The sequence below is a fragment of the Bacteroides congonensis genome (assembly GCF_900130125.1).
Lineage (GTDB): Bacteria > Bacteroidota > Bacteroidia > Bacteroidales > Bacteroidaceae > Bacteroides > Bacteroides congonensis.
Genome location: NZ_FQXY01000008.1, coordinates 170,451 through 192,115, shown reverse-complemented (window position 1 = coordinate 192,115; position 21,665 = coordinate 170,451). Strand labels below are relative to the sequence as shown.

The following is a 21,665-nucleotide window of genomic DNA, read 5'->3' as shown; positions in this document are numbered from 1 at the left end:
TTTTTTAAAGCATGAAAAAAAGTTTATTCTGGTCGTTAATAGCTGCAACAGCTATGATGACGGCGTGCGGTGATGATGCATTTGTTGACAACCAACAGGTTGTGACAGGTGAGGAGACGCCTGTAGCGTTCAAAATTAACATGGGGAATGCGATCAGCACTTATGCAGGTACGGATTTCTCAAAGGGTGGATGGTCTAACTGGAAAGATTCCGACACAGAAATGATTGATGCAGTGAATGTACGTGCAACTTTGCAGATATTCGCTAATGGAGGGACAGCTCCATACACGCAGGTAAGAACTGTATTGACAGAAGCTCCCGGCGGCAACGACATCGACCTTCCCGAATTCCGCCTGGCGGCAGGTAACAGCTACACGGCTGTGGTATGGGTGGACTTCGTTCCGAAATCGGTGACATCTTCGAGCACTGAAAACCGCAACGACTATTATTGGAAGACTGAAAACCTGGCTAATGTTTCCGAACTGGAATTCACAGAGGGTATGATGCCTATCATCGAAACTCCTGAAGCCCGCGACGCTTACACCGGTCTTATCAAGTTCACCGTGAACGCAGACGGCACTTACAATATTGCAGAGGGAACAGAAAATAATAGTATTACAACTGCAATTCCTATCACAGCTACTCGTAAGTTCGCTAAGATCAGCTTGATTTTGACTGACTATGATAACAAGACCGAATGGGCTGACGCTTTGAACAACATTGGTGAAGAGAATATCCTCGAATACTTGGGAATGGAAGTTACTAACCTGTCAACTGGTTACAATGCTTTGACGCAGACTCCGGTTTCGGCAACTCCGACTACTAAGAATTACTTCCACCGTCCGTTTGACGTGGCTTCTGCTACCAGCACTTCTGATGATGTCAATGGTGTGAAATGGCACAAAGATGGTGATAAATACTATCCTATCTTCGACCTGAACTACGTTATCCCTGAAAAAGCAGGTAAAGATGCTACTTATTCTTTGAGCTTCAAAGGTTACAATGTAGACCAACTGGTGGCGACTGAGTTTACCAAGGCTGCTGCTGAACTGACTACTATCAATGAAGTAGCTGACGGACTCAAACTGGTAGCTGTTCGTAACGCAAGCAATGTTCCTGTAAGAACAAATGCTCACACCATCATCAAGATGAATCTGTATAAGGCATATAGCTGTACAGTCACTATCGTTGATGAGTTCACAGGCGGTACTGAAACAGTAGAAATTACTGACGATGACAAAAAACAAAGTACGGACGACCACTTCATTCCTGAAGGTGACGTAAATGGTGCGCATGTTGTAGTGGTACGCGGTGATGACGGTAAGGCTATCTCTATCGATATCACAGGTATCAACAAAGATAACTTCGACCAGGTTATTGATGATCTCGTGGCCATGAAAAACTTATCTTCTGCTGCTGATGAGACTAAACCGGTTATCAACATGAGCGGCACGGATATTCCTAACCCTGCCGATTTCTCTGACCTGACCGGCAATGTAACTAACGACATTAAGTTGACATTGACCAAAGACGGACAGGACATTATCCTGGAAGGTTTGAGCAATAACATTACTTTAGATTTGCCTAGCATCCAAAAATTTGAAGTGACTAGCACTGCTGACGTTACTATCGAAAAAGTTGTATCAAACGGTTGGCCGACAACTATCAAAGCGAAGAATGTCACTTTCGCAGGAACTACATACAACTCAGTAGCCATCACTGTTGAAAAAACTGCTACATTCAATGGCGGAGAATACAACAGCACGGTTACAGTTATTGGTTCTGAAGATACTGCAAAAGCTGTTATCAGCGGCGGTACATTCAAAGACTTTAACTCTAGCGTAAACACTACAGTTAACGGTGGTTCACTGCCTTACGTAGATAATGACGGCAACGGCGTTGCAGATTACAAGCTGACAATGAAGAACGGTAAAACTTTGACTATAAAGAAAGCAGGCACTGTATTCGGTCCTTTATTTGCTGATTCAGGAGCTGATTGCAAGTTAGTATATGACAGCCAGGACATCAAAAATCTGTACTCAGGATACGAAGGTAGCAACTGGAGCAACATTTCAGTAGCTGTATATTAATCATTCCCACTTTTTTATCTCAACAATCATAGCCGGGTATTGTCTCCTCGTATAGCCTTACCCGGCTATATTTTCCTATCTCTGATTCAAGCTACAAACAAACCCGTTATTGGTGAAATATCTTCTTCACATAGTATTATTTATCCGTTACCGGTTATTTTTCTTTTGTTGTTGCTGCCTGTTATTCAGTTCATGCAGCAATGAGGGTTATTTCTATCCCATCACCCCTCAACCGGAAAAAGAAATACAACGTATTATCATAGCCTATCTTGCCGGAGACAACAGTCTGTCGTCAGAGATTGAGCAAAAGATAGCAGCGCTTACTGTCGGATTTCTTTCGGCGGATTATTCGCAAAACCGATTATTTATCTATTATGACCGCAAACATGTATCACCCCAACTGTTGGAAATCAGTGCCGACACTGAAACCCCTCGGCAGATATTAAAAACTTATACGACACAGAACTCCGCTTCGGCAGAGGTCATGAAGCAAGTGTTGAACGATATTTTGAAAAACTATTCCGCCTCAAGCTACGGATTAATTCTGTTTTCACATGGATCTGCATGGTTGCCGGCAGGCGGTTTGGAAGAACCATACAAAGGAGAGAATTTAGAAAAAGAAGACATCGACTCTTCCCGTCGCAGTACGCGCAGTGTTTGTACCGACGGGGAGAGTGAGATGGAACTGACGGATTTTGCCGCTGCCCTTCCCCTGCCCGGTAATAAGAAATGGGATTTTATTCTTTTTGAAGGTTGCTATATGGGGAGTGTTGAGGTGGCTTATGAGCTGAAAGACAAGACGGAAGCTATCATTGCTTCTCCTACGGAAATCGTGAGTCCGGGAATGACGGAAGTGTATCCGTCCGCCCTGCCCTATCTCTTTCAGCCAACGCCCGGACTGGAGAAGTTTGCCCAAGCCTATTTCAATACATGGGATAGCAAAACGGGAGATTACCGTTCGGCTACTATCAGCGTTGTGCGAACCGGACATTTGGAAGAACTGGCACAGCTTGCCCGTGCCGCTTTTTTGCGTTGGGAGCCGGATGTCGAAACAATTTCTGCCTTACAGTGTTTTAACCGCAACGAATGGCATCTGTTCTTCGACTTTAAAGAAGCATTGCTGACGGCCAATCCCGCGCTAAGTACGTATGTGGATGACTTATGGAAGAGCATTGTTACCTATTCAGCCGCTACGCCGAGCTTCCTTCCAGGGCTGGCATATGGCTTCACGATACATGCACATAGCGGATTGAGTTGTTATGTGCCACAAAGAGATTTCTTGTATGCAAATCAAGGATACACACAAACTGCATGGTGTGGGACGGTATACCAATAGCTAATTCCCAAGAAAGCGTTCAGGGATTCCCACTTTAGCTATCAGGCACTGTCACCCCTAATGCCACACCGTGTTTTATTTTTGTTTGTTTGTATGCTAATGCTCTGCGCTGTGAAGCGCGGGGCATTCATTTTTTTAATGAATGCCCCGTTCTTTGTATGATAGATATTCAAATTTTGTATTCCTCTATCTTCCGATATAGTGTAGTAAGCCCGATTTTCAACAAGCGGGCAGTTTCCGTCTTATTCCCGTTTGTATATTCTAATACGCGGGCGATATGCCTGCGTTCCATCGCAGCCAGTTCAAAGCTGCCTGCCGTATCGTCTGAACATTCATAATGAGTATTCTGAATCTCCAAAGGAAGGTCGCAGATATCCAGTCGTCCACCCTCGCAAACAATCAGGCTGCGTTCGATGACATTTCTTAGTTCGCGGATATTTCCTTTCCAGGGTTGTTGTTCCAGGGCTTCCAGGAAAGCGGGAGTCATTTCACTGACTGTATATGAGAGTTTTTCAGAAAAACTTTTGACGAAAGCGTCAGCCAGAATCCGGATATCTCCCGAGCGCTCACGAAGAGCGGGAAGCTGTACCTGAAATACCGAAAGGCGGTAAAACAAGTCTTCGCGGAAGCGTCCGGCTTTGATTTCTTCCTGCAAGTTGCGGTTGGTAGCGGCTATAATGCGCACATTTACCCGTGTCGGTTTTGTGTCGCCTATCTTTATATATTCGCCTGTTTCAAGGATACGCAGTAATTTGGCTTGCAGTTCAAAAGCCATTTCACCGATTTCGTCGAGGAAGATAGTACCGTTGTCGGCTTCCTCAAAAAGCCCTTTCTTATCTTTCAATGCGCCGGTGAACGAGCCGGCTCTGTGTCCGAACATTTCGCTTTCCAACAATTCCTTACTGAAAGAGGAACAGTTGACTGCCACAAAATTCTGTTTGCTTCGTCTGCTGTTATAATGTATGGCCTGTGCAAAGACTTCTTTTCCCGTTCCGGTTTCGCCGGTCAACAATACGGGAACATCCGTCACAGATACCTTTTGTGCCAACAGGACTGCTTCTTTCAAGGCTTTCGATTCACCCAGGATAGAATCAAACGAATACATCCGACCGACTTTCTTCTCCAGTTTCTTCAGGCGGACATTCATTTTCGCCTTTTCTACGGCACGGCTTATCAAGGGGATAATCTTATTGTTATCATCTCCTTTCGTTATATAATCAAACGCGCCGTTTTTGATTGCCTGCACGCCGTCGGGGATATTACCGTGGGCGGTGAGAAGAATCACTTCAACGTCGGGAGCTGTTTTTTTGATAGTCAATACCAGATCAACGCCGTTTCCGTCGGGAAGAAAAACATCGCATAAAGCCACGTCGGGCGACTGGACTTCCAGTTGTTTGAGAGCAGTTTTACAATCACCTGCCTGACATACTTCATACCCCTCGAGCCCCAACATACGAGCCAAAAGGCTGCGAATCTGGACTTCATCGTCAATAATAAGAATTTTACTCATACAATTTTGCCTATATTAAATAGAAGAATGAAAAACAGGGTGTGCAAATATAAGTTTTTTCAATGAATCCATGAACATTTCACTTATACTGTTTGTTATTTCCTTAGGAAACTATTTACATTAATAAATATATGAAAGTAATCATTATCGGAGGCGTTGCAGGCGGAGCTACCACTGCTGCCCGAATCAGACGAGTAGACGAGTCAGCGGAAATCATCCTTTTGGAAAAAGGAAAGTATATATCGTATGCCAATTGCGGCTTGCCTTATTATATAGGTGGAGTTATCGAAGAACGAGACAAGTTGTTCGTTCAGACTCCCGAAGCATTTTCTACACGCTTCCGCGTAGATGTCCGCACGGAGAATGAAGTGATTTTTATCGACCGGAAAAGAAAGACAGTCACGGTGCGGCAAAGCAGCGAAGATACGTATGAAGAGAGTTACGACAAGCTGTTAATATCAACCGGTGCTTCCCCTGTACGCCCGCCCCTGCCGGGAATAGACCTGAGCGGAATCTTCACTTTGAGAAACGTTGCGGATACGGACAAAATCAAAGCATATATCGACAGCCATGCTCCGCGGCAAGCGGTAGTGGTAGGAGCCGGATTTATCGGGCTTGAAATGGCGGAGAATTTACACGCACAGGGGGCGAAGGTGTCGATTGTGGAAATGGGTAACCAAGTGATGGCTCCCATCGACTTTTCAATGGCTTCACTGGTACATCAGCATTTGATGGACAAGGGAGTCAACCTGTATCTGGAACAGGCAGTAGCTTCTTTTGAACGGGATGGAAAGGGGGTGAAGGTCACTTTCAAGAACGGTCAGTCCATTGCTGCCGATATTGTTATTTTATCTATCGGCGTACGTCCGGAAACGAACCTGGCACGGGCTGCCGGACTGACTATCGGCCCGGCCGGCGGTATTGCCGTTAATGATTATTTGCAGACGTCTGATGAATCTATTTATGCTATCGGCGACGCGATTGAATATCGCCATCCGATTACCGGAAAGCCCTGGCTTAACTATCTTGCCGGGCCTGCCAACCGTCAGGGACGTATTGCTGCAGATAATATACTGGGAGCGAAGATTGCCTATGAAGGTTCTATCGGCACTTCCATCGCCAAGGTTTTCGATATGACGGTAGCTTCTACCGGATTACCCGGAAAGCGGTTGCGGGTGGAAGGGATTGATTATATGTCGTCTACCATTCATCCGTCTTCCCACGCCGGATATTATCCGGATGCCATGCCGATGAGTATCAAGATCACTTTCGACAAACAGACGGGACGGCTGTATGGCGGGCAAATAGTCGGTTATGACGGGGTTGACAAGCGGATTGACGAACTGGCGCTTGTCATCAAGCACGAGGGAACGATTTACGACTTGATGAAAGTGGAGCAGGCTTACGCACCACCGTTCTCTTCCGCCAAAGACCCGGTAGCGCTGGCGGGATATGTGGCCGAGGATATTATCATCGGTAAAACGAACCCTATCTATTGGAGAGAACTGCGAGATATTGAAATGGAAAACAAATTCCTGCTGGATGTCCGCACTCCGGACGAATTTGCTTTAGGTACTTTGCCGGGAGCGGTGAATATTCCGTTGGATGAGCTGCGCGACCGGTTGACGGAACTGCCGAAAGACCGGATGATTTATACTTTCTGCGCGGTCGGACTGCGGGGATACCTTGCTTACCGCATCTTGACACAACACGGATTTGAGAAGGTCCGTAATCTTTCGGGCGGGCTCAAGACATATCGTGCAGCCACTGCTCCAATTATCATACATGAAGATAATGGAAGCGAAATAGAGGAAATGCCCATACAGCAAAAGGGGGCTGCTTCTGCCGCTCCCATCGCAGCCGCCAAAACCATCCGGGTAGATGCCTGCGGATTGCAATGTCCCGGCCCGATTCTGAAAATGAAAAAAACAATGGACGGATTGGCTTCGGGCGAACGGGTGGAGATTACGTCAACCGACCCGGGATTCCCGCGCGACGCCGCCGCATGGTGCAGTTCGACTGGTAATCAACTGGTTTCTAAAGAGGCATCCGGTGGAAAATCTGTCGTTATTATTGAAAAAGGAGAACCAAAATCATGCAATATTGTTACTTCTTGTGAGGGCAAAGGAAAAACTTTTATCATGTTCAGTGATGATTTGGACAAAGCTTTAGCTACCTTTGTACTCGCTAACGGCGCGGCAGCCACCGGACAGAAAGTTACAATCTTCTTTACCTTTTGGGGATTGAACGTTATCAAGAAGTTGCACAAGCCGAAAGTGGAAAAAGATATTTTTGGAAAAATGTTTGGTATGATGCTGCCGTCAAGCTCAAAGAAACTAAAACTTTCGAAGATGAGCATGGGCGGAATAGGTGGGAAAATGATGCGGTATATCATGAAGGAGAAGGGAATCGACTCACTTGAATCACTGCGCCAGCAAGCCTTGGAAAACGGAGTCGAATTTATTGCTTGCCAGATGTCAATGGACGTGATGGGAGTAAAACAAGAAGAACTCCTGGACGAGGTGACCATCGGCGGTGTGGCAACGTATATGGAACGAGCGGATAATGCCAACGTTAATCTGTTTATTTAACGGAAGTAACTAATAAAAATATATTCAAATAAGATATGAAAACAATATGTGCAATGCGTGATGTGTTCAGAGCCATGACAAGCTTTGAAACTGCATTTGAAAAAGTCTACCGGATATCGCTGAATGAGGCTATGATATTGTGTACTCTCAAGTGCTCTTCGGAGAGAATGACGGCCACCAACCTGTCAAAACAAACGGACTTGAGCCCGTCGCATACCTCGAAGATGCTTCGGATACTGGAAGAAAAGGAGTTAATCATCAGAACCCTCGGAAATGAAGACCGACGTCAAATGTATTTTCATCTGTCCCCGACGGGGAAACAACGGGTGACTGAACTGGAACTTGACAAAGTGGAGATACCGGAATTATTAAAACCGCTGTTTTAAGAAACGGATTTTCAAACAAATTTCAGTAAACAACAAAAAGATGAGCAATCCGCCTGACCATCGGCAGATTGCTCATCTTTTTTGATGGAAGCCGGAAAAAGAAAGATGTTAATTTTCCGGCAAAACTATTTTTCAGGCGAACCTTTTTATTTCTATCTTGTTGTTTGTAGCAAATGCCCCAAGGTACCAGGGCATGATTTTTATATAACCTAAACATTATAAAGATATGAAGAAATTAATTCCTATTTTATTGGCGGTCTTTTCACTCGCATCTTGCGAAAAAGACCCGGACATGGGTAAGCTGGATGACAACTATCTGGTGTACACTAACCACGACGAGAAAGCTGACTTCAAAGTTCCTACATTCTTTCTGGCTCCACAGATTCTTGTAATCAGTGACAGCAAAGAACCGGAATATCTCGAAGGAGAAGGCGCTGAACAAATTCTGGCTGCTTACACAGAAAACATGGAAGCCAGAGGTTACACGGCCGCTGCTGACAAAGAAAGCGCAGACCTTGGTATTCAAGTGAGCTACATTGCAAGTACTTATTATTTCACCAGTTATGCTCAACCTGAATGGTGGTGGGGTTATCCCGGTTACTGGGGTCCCGGTTACTGGGGCGGAAACTGGGGTGGCGGATGGTACTACCCGTACGCTGTGACTTACAGTTATAGTACCAACTCATTCCTGACAGAAATGGTGAACTTGAAAGCCGAACAAGGTGAAAGCAAAAAACTGCCTGTTGTATGGACAAGCTATCTGACCGGATTTGAAACTGGCTCTAAAGCTATCAACCGCACTCTGGCAGTGCAAGCTGTCAACCAGTCATTCACTCAGTCACCTTATCTTACTAACAAATAATCAACTACAACTGTTATGAAAACAAGAAAAAATATATACTTCAAGGTAGTAGCACTGGCGGCTATTGCCATCGCCTTCGCCATGCCGGCCAAGGCACAGTTATCCGACAATGGATATGCCAACATCGACTGGCAGTTCAATGCCCCGCTGAGCAATCATTTTGCTGACAAGGCAAGCGGCTGGGGTATGAACTTTGAAGGTGGTTATTTTGTAACTCCGAACATCGGTTTGGGACTTTTCCTGAACTATCACAGTAACCACGAATATGTAGGCCGCGAAACATTCAAAATGGCAAACGGCGATGTGACTACCGACCAGCAACATACTATCTTCCAGTTGCCTTTCGGTGCTGCAGCACGCTACCAGTGGAACCGTGGCGGTTCTTTCCAACCTTATGTCAGTGCTAAACTCGGTGCTGAATATGCGAAAGTACGCTCTAACTTCAATATGCTCGAAGCAAGAGAAAACAGTTGGGGCTTCTATGCTTCTCCTGAAGTCGGTATCAATGTATTCCCCTGGGTATACGGACCGGGCTTGCACTTTGCTTTGTACTACAGCTATGGTACCAACAAGGCTGATGTACTACATTACAGTGTAGATGGATTGAGCAACTTCGGCTTCCGCCTGGGTGTATCGTTCTAAAAAAGAACTGCAACTATCAGAATATTACGTTAATAATAAAAGAAGTAAAAGGTGACTTTTTAATATAGCCGCCTTTTACTTTCTTTTTTTTAGGCACGGATTACTTATTTCTTCTTCATCGCACCGTAGATTGCTTCCTGTATCCGTTCGCGAATATGCAGTTGGTTCAGCTTGCGGTTGGTGACATTGGGATAAATACGGTTGCTCAAAAAGACATAGACCAAGTCGTTCTCCGGATCTACCCAGGCACATGTACCAGTGAATCCGGTATGTCCGTACACCCCGGCAGGTACGCCGGAAGCACAGTTTCCTTTCTTCGGGTCTTCCATATCCGGTTTATCAAAGCCCAGCCCCCGACGGCTTATCTTTGAAGTTTCCGTTGTAAACAGATTACAGGTTTCTTTGCTCAAATAGCGTTTTCCGTCTATCTCTCCGCCATTCAACAACATCTGATAGACACGCGCCACTTCACGGGCGGTTGAGAAAAGTCCGGCATTTCCGGCAAGTCCGCCGAAGAAAGCGGAAGCCTCATCATGTACATATCCTTGCAAAGTCTCTTTCCGCAAGAAGCGGTCTTTGTTGGATGGCACGATTTCCGATTTGGCAAAACGGCGCAAAGGCAGGTAGCCTGTATGTTCCAAGCCCATCGGTTCATAAAATTCACGTTGCAAATAGGCTTCCATTGGCATTCCCGCCAACTGTTCCACCAACATTCCCAACAGGATAAAGCCTATATCACTATATACGTAGCGTTTCTGCTTCAACGGAGCTTCCACTATTTTCTCTTCTATCACTTTCCGGAAAGAGCGGTTCAGCCACAGGCTGTCGCAAATCTGAATGGTGTAATCGCCGGTCTTGACAGGGGATATGTATTCGCTTTTAAACTTGAATTTCGGATTGGCCCATGTAGCCGTTCCGATCTGTACCGGATGGTGCGCGTCTTTGCGTGCACTGAACAGCCTTCCGTCGTAACTGTCTTTATCAATAACCTCCTGATAGAAAGGAAGCCAGGGCGGCAAACCGGACTGGTGGTATAGTATCTCCCGAATCGTTATATCTTTCTTATCCGTGCGTTGCAGGAACGGCAGATAATCGGATATCTTATCGGTCAGGTTGAAACGCCCTTTATCGTAGAGTTTCATAACGGCAAGCAGTGTTCCCGTTGTTTTGGAAAGGGAAGCCAAATCGTAAATGTCCGTAGATTCGACACCGGGGCTGCCTTTTCCCGCATAAGTGCCGAAAGCCTTATCAACCATGACATGACCGTTTTTCAACACTACCACCTGACAGCCGGGATAGGCTCCCTGTTGGATACCGTCCAATGCTATGGTATCAATTTTTTTAAGAAGGGCGGACGAAAGACCATGTTCTTCGGGAATGAAATGCAAAGGAGTTTCCGGCGTGATCGTCACTCCTGCCCCTGTCGGGAATAATCCGCCTATGCTTGCTGACAACCGCCCGTCCGCCGTGGCTTTGGCAAACAGGATATCAGCCGTTTGGCGTTGCACATCGCTATTGTGACTATGCCCCAATATCACTGCCGGAGCGTGAGACACCGCATGATGAATCTGCATCATCATTTTACCGGGAGTGAAGAACAGGTAGATGGCCGGATTTTCGGGAGCGAACTTTGCGAAGAACGAATGGTAAGGAGCCAGGCGTTGTTCGCTGACGGCGATAACTATTCGTTTATAAGTAGCCAACGAATCACGCAACCGCCGGTTCTCCGCTTCTGTCTGATTAGGCCGAAGCCTAAAACGAGCCAGCGATGTATAACGTGACATTTGTTTGGCTAATACTTCTGTTTCTCCCGGCTTTCCGATTTCGAGCAACGCAAGTGTCTGCGCTTTGTCGGCATGAAGTGGCAGGATGTGATTTTTATTATTCAGCACGGTAATGGCCGCCTGGTTCAGCCGACGGATCAAATCACGTGTCTGAGGCCTGTTGATTCGCTGTTCCAGGCCGGATAGTTGAATAAACGTCTTTTTCTTGAGTCCTAATACATATTTATAGGTCAGTACTTTCCGGCATTTATTTTCAATATCTTCCCTGGCAAGTTCACCTTTTTCAACCGCTTCCAACACAGCCGGTATTTCTTCTTTCAGATTTCGGGGAGCGAGTACCATGTCATTGCCGGCTTTCAATGCTTGCAAGCTGACATGGCCATTACCCGATACTCCTTTCATCGCGAGTGCGTCGGTGAATACCAGTCCTTTGAAAGCCAGCTCGTCTGTCAGCAAATCATAGACGACATTGCGGGACAAGGAAGAGGGAAGTCCGCCTACCGGTTCGATCACCGGTACTTGCAAGTGTCCTACCATCATGCCGCCCAGTCCGGCACGAATCGCTTTTTTAAAGGGGTAAAGTTCCACGCTGTCCAGGCGTTCGCGAGTGAAAGGAAGCACCGGAAGCGCTTTATGCGAATCGACATCGGTGTCGCCATGACCGGGGAAATGTTTACATACGGATAATACTCCCCCACCTTCCAGTCCATAAGCGTAAGCGATTACTTTATCTGCTACCTGCACCGGGTCTTCTCCGAAAGAACGGGTGTTGATAACCGGATTCTTGGGATTGATGTTCACATCCGCCACCGGAGCAAAATTGACCTGTACGCCAATCTGCCGGCATTGACGGGCCACTTCGCTACCGTATTCATAAATCAGTTGATTGTCACGGATACATCCCAATACCATATTTCTCGGGAAAACAGGTGTTCCGCGCAAACGCATCGCCAAGCCCCATTCGCCGTCGAAGGTTATCATCACAGGAACTTTCGCCTGCTTCTGTGCCCGATTTGTCAGTTCGACCTGAGTTTGCATTTTCCCGCCGGAGAAGAGAAGTCCGCCTACCTTGTGGGTTTCAACAGCTTCATGCAGAAGTTCCAAGTTTCGTTTGGTATCTATCGGAGCTATGGTATAGATAAATAACTGGCCTACCTTTTCTTTAAAGGAGAGTTTGTTCATTACCGAGTCTACCCAGTGACGGCAGTCTTCATCCTGAAGAGCTTTGGAAACAAGCAATGGTTCGACTGTGGCAGTATTGGTATTCTGCGCCGAACTTGTGACCTGTCCGGCAGAGAAAAGAAATAAAATCGCTAAAATTGAGGGAATTATCTTCATTTACGTTTCAAAGTCAAGTTGAGACGGCCTACACGCACACCGCTTTTTCCGGAATGCATGACGGGCACTTCCTTGCCGTCCATATTCAAATAAGTTTTCGGGCCTTTCATAAAGGTATGTGAGTGTCCGCCCAGAATCACGTCGATATTGCGTGTTTTCGCAACGAGGCGTTCGTCCATCTGAATACCCAGATGAGACAGGCACACTATCAGGTCGCATCCTTTCTTCTTCAGCAGGGCGGCTATTTCATTCGATACTTCGATAGGGTTTTCATAAATGACACCTTCGCATTTGTTTGCCTGAATCAGACCTTCCGGTTTGGCTCCCAAGCCGAATACGCCAATCTTCAAGCCATATTTTTCGAGGATTACATAAGGCTTTACGATGTCTTTCAAGGGAGTGGCGTCCAGGTTGTAGTTGGCACAAACGACCGGGAATTTCGCCATTTTGAAAAGGCGTGCCATATTATCCATGCCGAAATCAAATTCATGGTTGCCGATAGTCATGGCTTCGTAGCCCATTTCATTCATTAGTTTCACTTCCACTTCTCCCTGGAACATATTATAATAAGGTGTACCTTGGGAAATATCTCCGCAATCGAACAACAGGACATTCTTATGCTCCTTGCGGAACTGGTCGAGGAAAGCAGCCCGGCGGACAAATCCGCCTTCATCGTAATTACGGTCGCCTTTTTGGTTGATAGGCTCGATGCGGCTATGTACGTCGCTGGTCTGTAAAAGTATAAGTTCTTTGGTATCCTGCGCAAATAGGGAAAAAGCAAAGCTCAATGCAAGGCATAGCAGGAATGATATTTGAATTCTTTTCATATTCAATGTTTTTAGATTCTCCTTTTTATTTTATGGTAATGCGTCCGTCCAGTTTGGAAGTAATCATTTTGCCTTCGGCAGTCTGCTTACGGACATAGTCGAGGAATAATCCGCGCAGGGTAGCGCCGTCGGGACATTCCCGTTTCTCCGCTTGCAGGAAAGCATCCATCCGCCCGTTGCCGTCTGCCAGATAGTCGATAGTGGCTACCGTATAGAGTTGGTTGTCGTCTACGGGCTTACCGCCGATTGTTGCATTCAGCAGTTCTCCTTTCTTCGTGATTTCCAAACGGATACCGCTCACTCCTTCTCCGCGCAAAGAAGCAATCGCTTTAAAAAGGCGTTTCATGTCCGAGCCTTTCATTGTCAGGATGCAAAGGGAGTTCTCAAAAGGAAGTATTTCAAAGATTTCACTTACAGTGATTTCACCTTTCGGCAGGATATTACGCAATCCGCCCATATTCACCAGTCCCATATCGGCAGGTTTCCCCAATACCGGTGCGGCAGCCTGCTGCAAGACACTTGCAACGAGATTGGAAAGCAGACTTTCAGGCCCGCCCTTATCCATTTTCATTTCGCTGGTGCCGATGACTTCATACATCATCCCGTCAATTTTGTCCTTATAGGGTTTCAATACTTCGGTGGTTCTTTTGTCGGGATTAGCGTCCCAGGCAGAATCAATCTTAATCATACTACCTTCTACTTTTGCCACTTGATAGTGAGCAGTAGCCTCTCGTGTCGTGCGACAGGATGTAAACAGGATACCACCTGCCAATGCTGCCACAATCAGATACTTCACATAAGTCTGTTTCATGTTCGCTATTTTTATTATTTATCAAGAATCTCCTTCAAATGCTTCTGCAATATTTCTTTCGGTATTAACTGTCGCTTATACTCTGCAATCATTGTTGGGCTTAAGCTACGATTCAACGCATATTCAACGACCTGACTATCTGCGCTTTTACACAACAATATTCCTATACTCGGATTTTCATTTTCTTTCTTTACATCTCGATCCAACGCTTCAAGATAAAAATCCAACTGCCCTAGATATTCCGGCTTAAACTCGTTTATTTTTATCTCCATTGCAACCAAACATTGCAATCCACGATGAAAAAAGAGCAAATCAATCCGAAAATCTTTCATTCCTACCTGCACACGGTATTCCTCACCCACAAACAAAAAATCTTTTCCCAATTCTAATATGAAACTCTTCATCTGTTTAACCAAACCGGCCTGAAGACTTTTCTCACTGTAGTTTTCAGGCAAACCTAGAAAATCAACCATATATGTATCTTTAAAAAGTCGTCCGGCATCCGGATACGTATTTCTTAGTGCAAGCGATTGATTATTATTCCCCAGTAAGCTCCGTTCATAAACACAGGCATCAATCTGCCTGCGAAGTTCCTGATAAGTAAGGTTTTCTCTATTACTTAATAATATGTAGAAGATGCGTTCTTCAGGAGACGGGCATCCGGACATTATCTCAAGATGGGCAGACCAACCCACTTGTACCAATAAGAAGAGTACAGCAGCATCGTCGCCAAATTGCGTCAGAGCGTCTGACGCAATTGCCTGTTCTTTGATTTGCGTCGGAATGGCTGACGCAAATTCTACGGAAGAATATTCATTATAGAATCTGACCATTCTTTCAATAGAACGTTTTTCATAGCCTTTGATGCCGGGGATTTTCTCTTTGAGATATACAACAAGCATATCTATGACCTTACTCCCCCACTTAGCGGACTTGATTTTATCGGATACATATCGTCCAATTTCCCAATTACTGAGAATTATCTCATTATTCAAGGCTTTATAAGCCCGCTTTTTACGTGTATCAATTATTAATCTGATTTCATCAAATTGAGCTTGGTATTGTGTATTTGGTATGCTTACTTCCATCTTTATTTATTATTGGTAACCCAATGGGCCTTTTCTTGTTCACAGCTACAAATATACAAAAAACATTTGGCTATCTGCCAAATAATTCGTTACTTTGCACCGCTTTCGCGCAATCGCTGTCAAGAGACGAGATACTTGGTATGTTGCGTTGTAACGATGAAACAATTTAATAATAACAACAATGGATTTAATTAAAATTGCAGAAGAAGCATTCGCTACCGGTAAACAGCACCCGAGCTTCAAAGCAGGAGACACTGTAACAGTAGCATATCGTATTATTGAAGGTAACAAAGAACGTGTACAGTTGTACCGTGGTGTTGTTATCAAAATCGCCGGTCATGGAGACAAGAAACGTTTTACCGTACGTAAAATGTCAGGTACTATCGGTGTAGAAAGAATTTTCCCAATCGAATCACCGGCTATCGACAATATCGAGGTGAACAAGGTAGGTAAAGTTCGTCGCGCTAAATTGTACTACCTGCGTGCTCTTACCGGTAAGAAAGCTAGAATCAAAGAAAAAAGAGTTAATAACTAAGACTACTTTTCGATTCGAAATAAAAAAGGGAGCTTCATTCAATGTGAAGTTCCCCTTTTTTATTGGTTTATTTAACTCCGGCTCTTTTTCCTCACCGACCAGGGAGTTGTTCCCCGGTGAGAAACTGTCGTTTCCCCGGTGTGGAAACTGTTGTTTCCCGGTGCCGAAACTCATCTTCATCCAAGGCCTTTCATTCAGAACACTGTCTTCCGGCAGAGATAAAAAAATCCCCGAAAGCAACCGCTCCCAGGGATTTTCATTACCTTTATTATAAAATTGATATTATTCCTTAATATCTTTCAGTTCCCAAGCTAAAGCGCTGGCACCCAATACGGCAGCATCAGAGTCTTTCAGTTCGGAAACGAGCAATTTAGTCTTACCTTTATAGATATTCAACACATTGTCGTCGATTGACTTCAGAATCGGTTTCATGATATAATCACCCGATTTAGCCAGACCACCGAACAATACAATAGCTTCCGGACTAGAGAATGCGATAGCGTCCGCTAATGCTTCACCTAAAATGTTACCTGTAAATTCGAAGATTTCCTGTGCAAGTTTATCTCCTTGTACGGCTGCATCATATACATCTTTTGAAGTGATGTTTTCTGCAGGAATGTTACGAAGCAAACTGCTGTCTGTACGAGCAGCAAGGAATTCACGAGCCGTACGGGCTACACCGGTAGCCGAGCAGTAAGTTTCCAGACAACCTTTGCGACCGCAACCACAGATACGACCGTCACGACGGGCAATCACATGGCCTAATTCACCAGCAAAACCGTCATGGCCATACACCATCTGACCGTTGATAACGATACCGCTACCTACACCGGTACCCAGCGTAATCATGATAAAGTCTTTCATACCACGGGCTGCGCCGTAAGTCATTTCACCGATAGCGGCAGCATTCGCGTCGTTTGTCAAAGCAGTAGGAATACCCAGTCTTTCTTCAAACATGGCAGCCAGCGGAAGGATGCCTTTCCAAGGCAAGTTTGGAGCAAATTCAATCGTTCCTGTGTAATAGTTACCATTCGGAGCACCGACACCGATACCTCTGATTTTGTCAACACCACCATTGGCGATAATCAACGGAAGCAGGTTCTTGCAAACTTCGTCAGCATATTCTTCAGCAGTAGGATAACCGGCAGTTTTGATTGAGCTGCTAGCAATAATAGTTCCGCGTGCGTCTACAATTCCAAAGACGGTGTTCGTTCCGCCTATGTCAATACCTACTACGTAGGGTTTCTCCATGTTTGAATTCATGATACTTTTATTTAAAAGGGTTAGTTAATCATTAAGTTTACTGCACACAAATTACGTAAAGAAGATTGAGTCTACAAAATGTTTTTCAAAAAAAGTTCACCTGCTTTGCAACTTTTCGTATCTTTCGACCGTCTAATAGTAGAAATTCATAAGAAAACAGAAACTAAATAAAGGAAATTGTGATACAACTTACAAACGTCAACAAGACTTACAACAACGGAGCACCGCTCCATGTACTCAAAGGCATCAACCTCAAAATAGAACGGGGCGAGTTTGTTTCCATCATGGGAGCGTCAGGTTCGGGCAAATCAACCTTACTTAATATATTAGGTATTCTTGATAATTACGATACCGGAGATTATTATCTGAATAATGTACTTATCAAAAATCTCAGCGAGACCAAAGCTGCCGAATACCGGAACCGTATGATAGGATTTATCTTCCAGTCATTCAACCTGATTTCCTTTAAAGATGCCGTAGAGAATGTAGCACTTCCTTTATTCTATCAGGGGGTAAGTCGTAAGAAACGTAATGCGCTTGCACTGGAATATCTCGACCGGCTGGGTTTGAAAGAATGGGCACATCATATGCCCAACGAAATGAGCGGCGGTCAGAAACAACGTGTAGCCATCGCACGTGCACTCATCACCCAGCCACAAATTATCCTGGCGGACGAACCGACCGGAGCATTGGACAGCAAGACGTCTGTGGAAGTGATGCAGATTCTGAAAGATTTGCACCGGATGGGGATGACAATTATAGTCGTCACCCATGAGAGTGGCGTTGCCAACCAGACGGACAAGATTATACATATCAAAGATGGTATTATCGAACGAATCGAAGATAACATCGACCACGACGCTTCTCCTTTCGGCAAGGACGGCATCATGAAATAAACCAGAATCCACCACTACTATACAAACATTATCATGATTGATATTTGGCAAGAAATATACAGTACCATCAAGCGCAACAAGCTGAGGACTTTTCTCACCGGATTTGCCGTAGCATGGGGTATCTTTATGCTCATCGTCCTGCTGGGCGCAGGCAACGGGCTGATCCACGCTTTCGAAGAGTCTGCTTCGGAACGTGCACTGAACAGTATTAAAATCTATCCGGGCTGGACTTCCAAGTCTTATGACGGATTAAAAGAGGGGCGGCAGATTCAACTGGACAACAAAGATTTCCTGATTACCGATACCCATTTTCCCGACAATGTCATTACGACAGGAGCATCCATCTGGCAAGGTTCGGTCAACATCAGTTTCGGTTCGGAGTATGCCAGTGTCGGACTGGCGGGAGTCTTCCCCAACCATACGGATATGGAAACCATAAAGCTCTATAAAGGGCGTTTCATTAATGAGACGGATATAAAAGAAAGACGGAAAGTAATCGTCCTGCATAAAAAGACGGCTGAAATTCTTTTTAATAAGACACATACCGAACCTATCGGGCAATTTGTCAACATGGGAAATGTTGCCTATCAGGTAGTAGGACTTTGCAACGACAAAGGAGACAGTGGAGAGAATCCCGCTCTCATACCTTTTTCCACCCTGCAAATAATCTATAATAAAGGAGACAAGCTGAGTTGCCTGACCATCGCTACAAAAAATCTGGAAACAATCGAAGCGAATGAGAACTTTGAAAAAGAATACCGGAAAGCGCTAGGTGCCAACCACCGTTTTGATCCTACCGACCATAGTGCTATCTGGATATGGAACCGGTTCACCAATTATCTGCAACAACAGAAAGGCATGGCCATTCTACGCACCGGAATCTGGGTGATCGGTATATTCACCCTTTTAAGCGGCATTGTAGGGGTATCCAATATCATGCTGATTACCGTTAAAGAACGTACACGCGAGTTCGGTATCCGCAAGGCGTTAGGAGCTAAGCCAAGCTCAATTCTTTGGCTGATTATTGTAGAAAGCATAATCATCACCACTATATTCGGATACATCGGCATGGTAGCCGGCATCGGAGTGACCGAGTGGATGAACAACGCCTTCGGAAATCAGACAATGGATACCGGAGTGTGGACAGAAACGGTGTTCCTGAATCCGACCGTAGACATAAGAGTTGCCATACAGGCTACACTCACATTAGTAATAGCTGGTACGTTAGCCGGATTGTTCCCCGCCCGAAAGGCAGTCAGTATCCGGCCGATTGAAGCACTTAGAGCAGATTAAGAGTATGAGAATAGACATGGATACCTGTGAGGAAATCCTCATAACCATCACAAGAAACAAGACGAGAAGCCTGTTGACTGCCTTCGGCGTGTTCTGGGGAATCTTCATGCTCGTTGCCCTTATCGGCGGCGGACAGGGACTGGAAGATATGATGAAGAAGAACTTTGAAGGATTCGCCACCAATTCCGGCTTCCTCGCTTCGCAAAGGACGGGCGAAGCCTACAAGGGCTTTCGTAAAGGAAGATGGTGGGACTTGGAAGCTGTCGACATCGAACGTCTCCGTTCACAAGTCAAAGAAATAGAAGTTATTACTCCTTCCATTGCCCGCTGGGGATCGAAAGCCGTATATGAAGACAAGAAATATGATTGCAGCGTAAAGGGATTGTACCCCGACTACCTTCACATCGAATCACAAGAAATGGCTTACGGCAGGTTTATCAATGATGTGGACATAAAGGAAGCGCGCAAAGTATGCGTTATCGGAAAACGGGTTTATGAAAGTCTTTTCAAGGCAGGTGAAGACCCTTGCGGCAAGTATATCCGTGTAGACGGTATTTATTACCGGATTATCGGAATGTCTTCTTCCGAAGGAGACATGAATATACAGGGACGGGCTTCAGAAGCCGTCACCCTACCCTTCACCACCATGCAGCAAACATACAACTTGGGCGGAAGAATTGATGTTATCTGCTTCACCGTGAAACATGGTGTCAAAGTATCCGACGTTCAGCCGGAAATGGAGCAGATTATCAAAGCCGCGCATTATATCGCCCCCAATGACAAACAGGCGCTTATGTACCTGAATGCGGAAGCTATGTTTTCAATGGTTGACAACTTATTTACCGGTATCAATATATTGGTATGGATGGTTGGCTTGGGAACTTTGCTCGCCGGCGCTATCGGCGTATCCAATATCATGATGGTAACCGTTAAAGAACGTACTACTGAGATTGGTATCCGCCGGGCTATCGGAGCACGGCCGAGAGACATCATGCAGCAAATTCTCTCTGAGAGTATGGTGCTGACAACCATCGCGGGAATGTGCGGAATCTCCTTTGCCGTCATGATATTGCAACTGTTGGAAATGGGAGTAAATTCAGACGGTGGAGACACTCATTTCCAAGTCAGCTTCGGACTGGCAATCGGTACTTGTGCGTTGCTGATCGCGTTAGGTATGCTAGCAGGACTGGCACCCGCCTATCGGGCTATGGCTATCAAGCCGATTGAAGCGATCAGGGATGAGTAGAAGTTGAGAATGGAGAGTTAAGAGTTGAGAACGAAGAATTAAAAATTAAACACATATATCCAAGATGAAAAAGTATCTGAAAATCGCATTATTGGTAATCATTGCCGTAATCCTTATTGGAACGTTCGTATTCCTTTATCAGAAATCGCAGCCGAAAATTACTGTCTATGAAACAGTGAAGGCGGAAATAACAGACTTGCAAAAGACTACCGTAGCTACCGGAAAGGTGGAGCCGAGAGATGAAATCTTAATCAAGCCGCAGATTTCCGGTATTATCGACGATGTCTATAAAGAAGCGGGACAAACCGTGAAGAAAGGAGAAGTTATAGCCAAAGTGAAGGTTATCCCCGAACTCGGACAACTGAACGCCGCAGAAAGCCGTGTACGGCTGGCAGAAATCAACACCACACAGGCTGAGACGGATTTTAACCGTATCAAAAAGTTGTATGACGACCAGCTTATCAGCCGGGAAGAGTATGAAAAAAGCGAAATTGCCCTAAAACAGGCACGTGAAGAAAAACAGACTGCCAAAGACAATCTGGAAATCATCAAAGAAGGAATCACTAAGAATAATGCTTCCTTCAGCAGCACCATGATTCGTTCCACGATTGACGGATTGATTCTGGATGTGCCCGTAAAAGCCGGTAACTCGGTTATTATGAGTAATACTTTTAATGACGGAACGACTATCGCTACGGTAGCCAATATGAATGACCTGATTTTCCGTGGTAACATTGACGAAACCGAAGTGGGACGTATTCATGAACAGATGCCGATAAAACTGACAATCGGTGCTTTACAGAATTTGACTTTCAACGCTATTCTGGAATATATATCTCCGAAAGGAGTAGAAACAAACGGAGCCAACCAGTTTGAAATCAAGGCTGCGATTTCCGTACCGGATTCCGTTCAAATCCGTTCCGGTTACTCTGCCAACGCGGAAATCGTGCTGCAACGTGCCAATCAGGTGTTGGCTGTGCCCGAAAGTACAGTTGAATTTAGCGGAGACTCTACCTTTGTGTATCTTATGACGGATTCCGTGCCGAAACAAAAGTTCCAACGCACACAGGTGACAACAGGGATGAGTGACGGCATCAAGATAGAGATAAAGAAAGGAATAACTGCACAGGATAAAATACGCGGTGCTGAGAAAAAAGACAAATAACA

General features: G+C 45.3%; 17 protein-coding genes. 11 read left to right on the top strand and 6 right to left on the bottom strand.

All coding sequences use genetic code 11. The annotated features are described in order from the left end of the window. The first annotated feature begins 11 nt into the window (after positions 1–11). Both BQ7997_RS04170 and BQ7997_RS04165 read left to right on the top strand, forming a co-directional pair. Positions 12–2,090, top strand: coding sequence for a hypothetical protein (locus BQ7997_RS04170; RefSeq protein WP_073343840.1), 2,079 nt, complete (start codon positions 12–14; stop codon positions 2,088–2,090). A gap of 112 nt (positions 2,091–2,202) precedes the next feature. Continuing rightward, a complete protein-coding gene (locus tag BQ7997_RS04165) occupies positions 2,203–3,426 on the top strand; it encodes a clostripain-related cysteine peptidase (protein WP_073344763.1) in 1,224 nt (407 codons plus the stop codon). Positions 3,427–3,595: 169 nt separating this feature from the next. Here the strand turns inward: BQ7997_RS04165 and BQ7997_RS04160 are convergent, their stop codons facing one another. Beyond that, entirely contained in the window at positions 3,596–4,936 is a 1,341-nt protein-coding gene (locus BQ7997_RS04160) for a sigma-54-dependent transcriptional regulator (RefSeq protein ID WP_073343838.1), read from the bottom strand. 131 nt (positions 4,937–5,067) lie between these two features. Here BQ7997_RS04160 and BQ7997_RS04155 point away from each other — a divergent pair, with 131 nt between their 5' ends. From BQ7997_RS04155 to BQ7997_RS04140, 4 genes are all read left to right on the top strand, one after another. After that, positions 5,068–7,527: an FAD-dependent oxidoreductase gene (locus BQ7997_RS04155; RefSeq protein ID WP_073343835.1), complete on the top strand. Its 2,460-nt coding sequence runs from the start codon at positions 5,068–5,070 to the stop codon at positions 7,525–7,527. 35 nt (positions 7,528–7,562) lie between these two features. Continuing rightward, entirely contained in the window at positions 7,563–7,913 is a 351-nt protein-coding gene (locus BQ7997_RS04150; RefSeq protein ID WP_022138550.1) for a MarR family transcriptional regulator, read from the top strand. Positions 7,914–8,139: 226 nt separating this feature from the next. Next, a complete protein-coding gene (locus tag BQ7997_RS04145) occupies positions 8,140–8,775 on the top strand; it encodes a DUF4136 domain-containing protein (RefSeq protein ID WP_073343832.1) in 636 nt (211 codons plus the stop codon). 15 nt (positions 8,776–8,790) lie between these two features. After that, the gene (locus BQ7997_RS04140; protein ID WP_022138548.1) at positions 8,791–9,417 is read left to right on the top strand and encodes a porin family protein; all 627 of its coding nucleotides are present in this window, start codon (positions 8,791–8,793) and stop codon (positions 9,415–9,417) included. A 104-nt stretch (positions 9,418–9,521) separates the two neighbouring features. Here BQ7997_RS04140 and BQ7997_RS04135 read toward each other — a convergent pair whose 3' ends face one another. From BQ7997_RS04135 to BQ7997_RS04120, 4 genes are read right to left on the bottom strand one after another with little or no spacing between them, the layout of a single operon-like run. Further along, positions 9,522–12,539: a serine hydrolase domain-containing protein gene (locus tag BQ7997_RS04135; RefSeq protein ID WP_073343828.1), complete on the bottom strand. Its 3,018-nt coding sequence runs from the start codon at positions 12,537–12,539 to the stop codon at positions 9,522–9,524. Continuing rightward, positions 12,536–13,366, bottom strand: coding sequence for a bifunctional metallophosphatase/5'-nucleotidase (locus BQ7997_RS04130; RefSeq protein ID WP_044654841.1), 831 nt, complete (start codon positions 13,364–13,366; stop codon positions 12,536–12,538). The genes BQ7997_RS04135 and BQ7997_RS04130 overlap by 4 nt, the downstream gene beginning before the upstream one ends. A 25-nt stretch (positions 13,367–13,391) precedes the next feature. Continuing rightward, entirely contained in the window at positions 13,392–14,177 is a 786-nt protein-coding gene (locus BQ7997_RS04125; protein WP_073343826.1) for a 5'-nucleotidase C-terminal domain-containing protein, read from the bottom strand. A 14-nt stretch (positions 14,178–14,191) separates the two neighbouring features. After that, entirely contained in the window at positions 14,192–15,265 is a 1,074-nt protein-coding gene (locus BQ7997_RS04120) for a PDDEXK nuclease domain-containing protein (RefSeq protein WP_044654839.1), read from the bottom strand. Positions 15,266–15,446: 181 nt separating this feature from the next. Here BQ7997_RS04120 and rplS point away from each other — a divergent pair, with 181 nt between their 5' ends. Next, on the top strand, positions 15,447–15,800 hold the full coding sequence (gene rplS, locus BQ7997_RS04115; protein WP_044654838.1) for a 50S ribosomal protein L19: 354 nt from the start codon (positions 15,447–15,449) through the stop codon (positions 15,798–15,800). A 282-nt stretch (positions 15,801–16,082) separates the two neighbouring features. Here the strand turns inward: rplS and BQ7997_RS04110 are convergent, their stop codons facing one another. Then, entirely contained in the window at positions 16,083–17,063 is a 981-nt protein-coding gene (locus BQ7997_RS04110; RefSeq protein WP_022139408.1) for an ROK family protein, read from the bottom strand. 179 nt (positions 17,064–17,242) lie between these two features. Between BQ7997_RS04110 and BQ7997_RS04105 the strand changes: the two genes are divergently transcribed. The 4 genes from BQ7997_RS04105 (at position 17,243) to BQ7997_RS04090 (ending at position 21,663) form a co-directional block, all read left to right on the top strand. Beyond that, positions 17,243–17,959 carry an ABC transporter ATP-binding protein gene (locus BQ7997_RS04105; protein ID WP_022139409.1) on the top strand — a complete coding sequence of 239 codons (717 nt, stop codon included), beginning with the start codon at positions 17,243–17,245 and terminating at the stop codon, positions 17,957–17,959. A 33-nt stretch (positions 17,960–17,992) separates the two neighbouring features. Then, the gene (locus BQ7997_RS04100) at positions 17,993–19,252 is read left to right on the top strand and encodes an ABC transporter permease (RefSeq protein ID WP_022139410.1); all 1,260 of its coding nucleotides are present in this window, start codon (positions 17,993–17,995) and stop codon (positions 19,250–19,252) included. Positions 19,253–19,256: 4 nt separating this feature from the next. Then, positions 19,257–20,498 (top strand): ABC transporter permease, encoded by a 1,242-nt coding sequence (locus BQ7997_RS04095; protein ID WP_022139411.1) that lies wholly within the window; start codon positions 19,257–19,259, stop codon positions 20,496–20,498. A 64-nt stretch (positions 20,499–20,562) separates the two neighbouring features. Then, complete coding sequence (locus BQ7997_RS04090; RefSeq protein WP_044653908.1) at positions 20,563–21,663, top strand: efflux RND transporter periplasmic adaptor subunit; 1,101 nt, start codon at positions 20,563–20,565, stop codon at positions 21,661–21,663. The last annotated feature ends 2 nt before the right edge of the window (positions 21,664–21,665 follow it).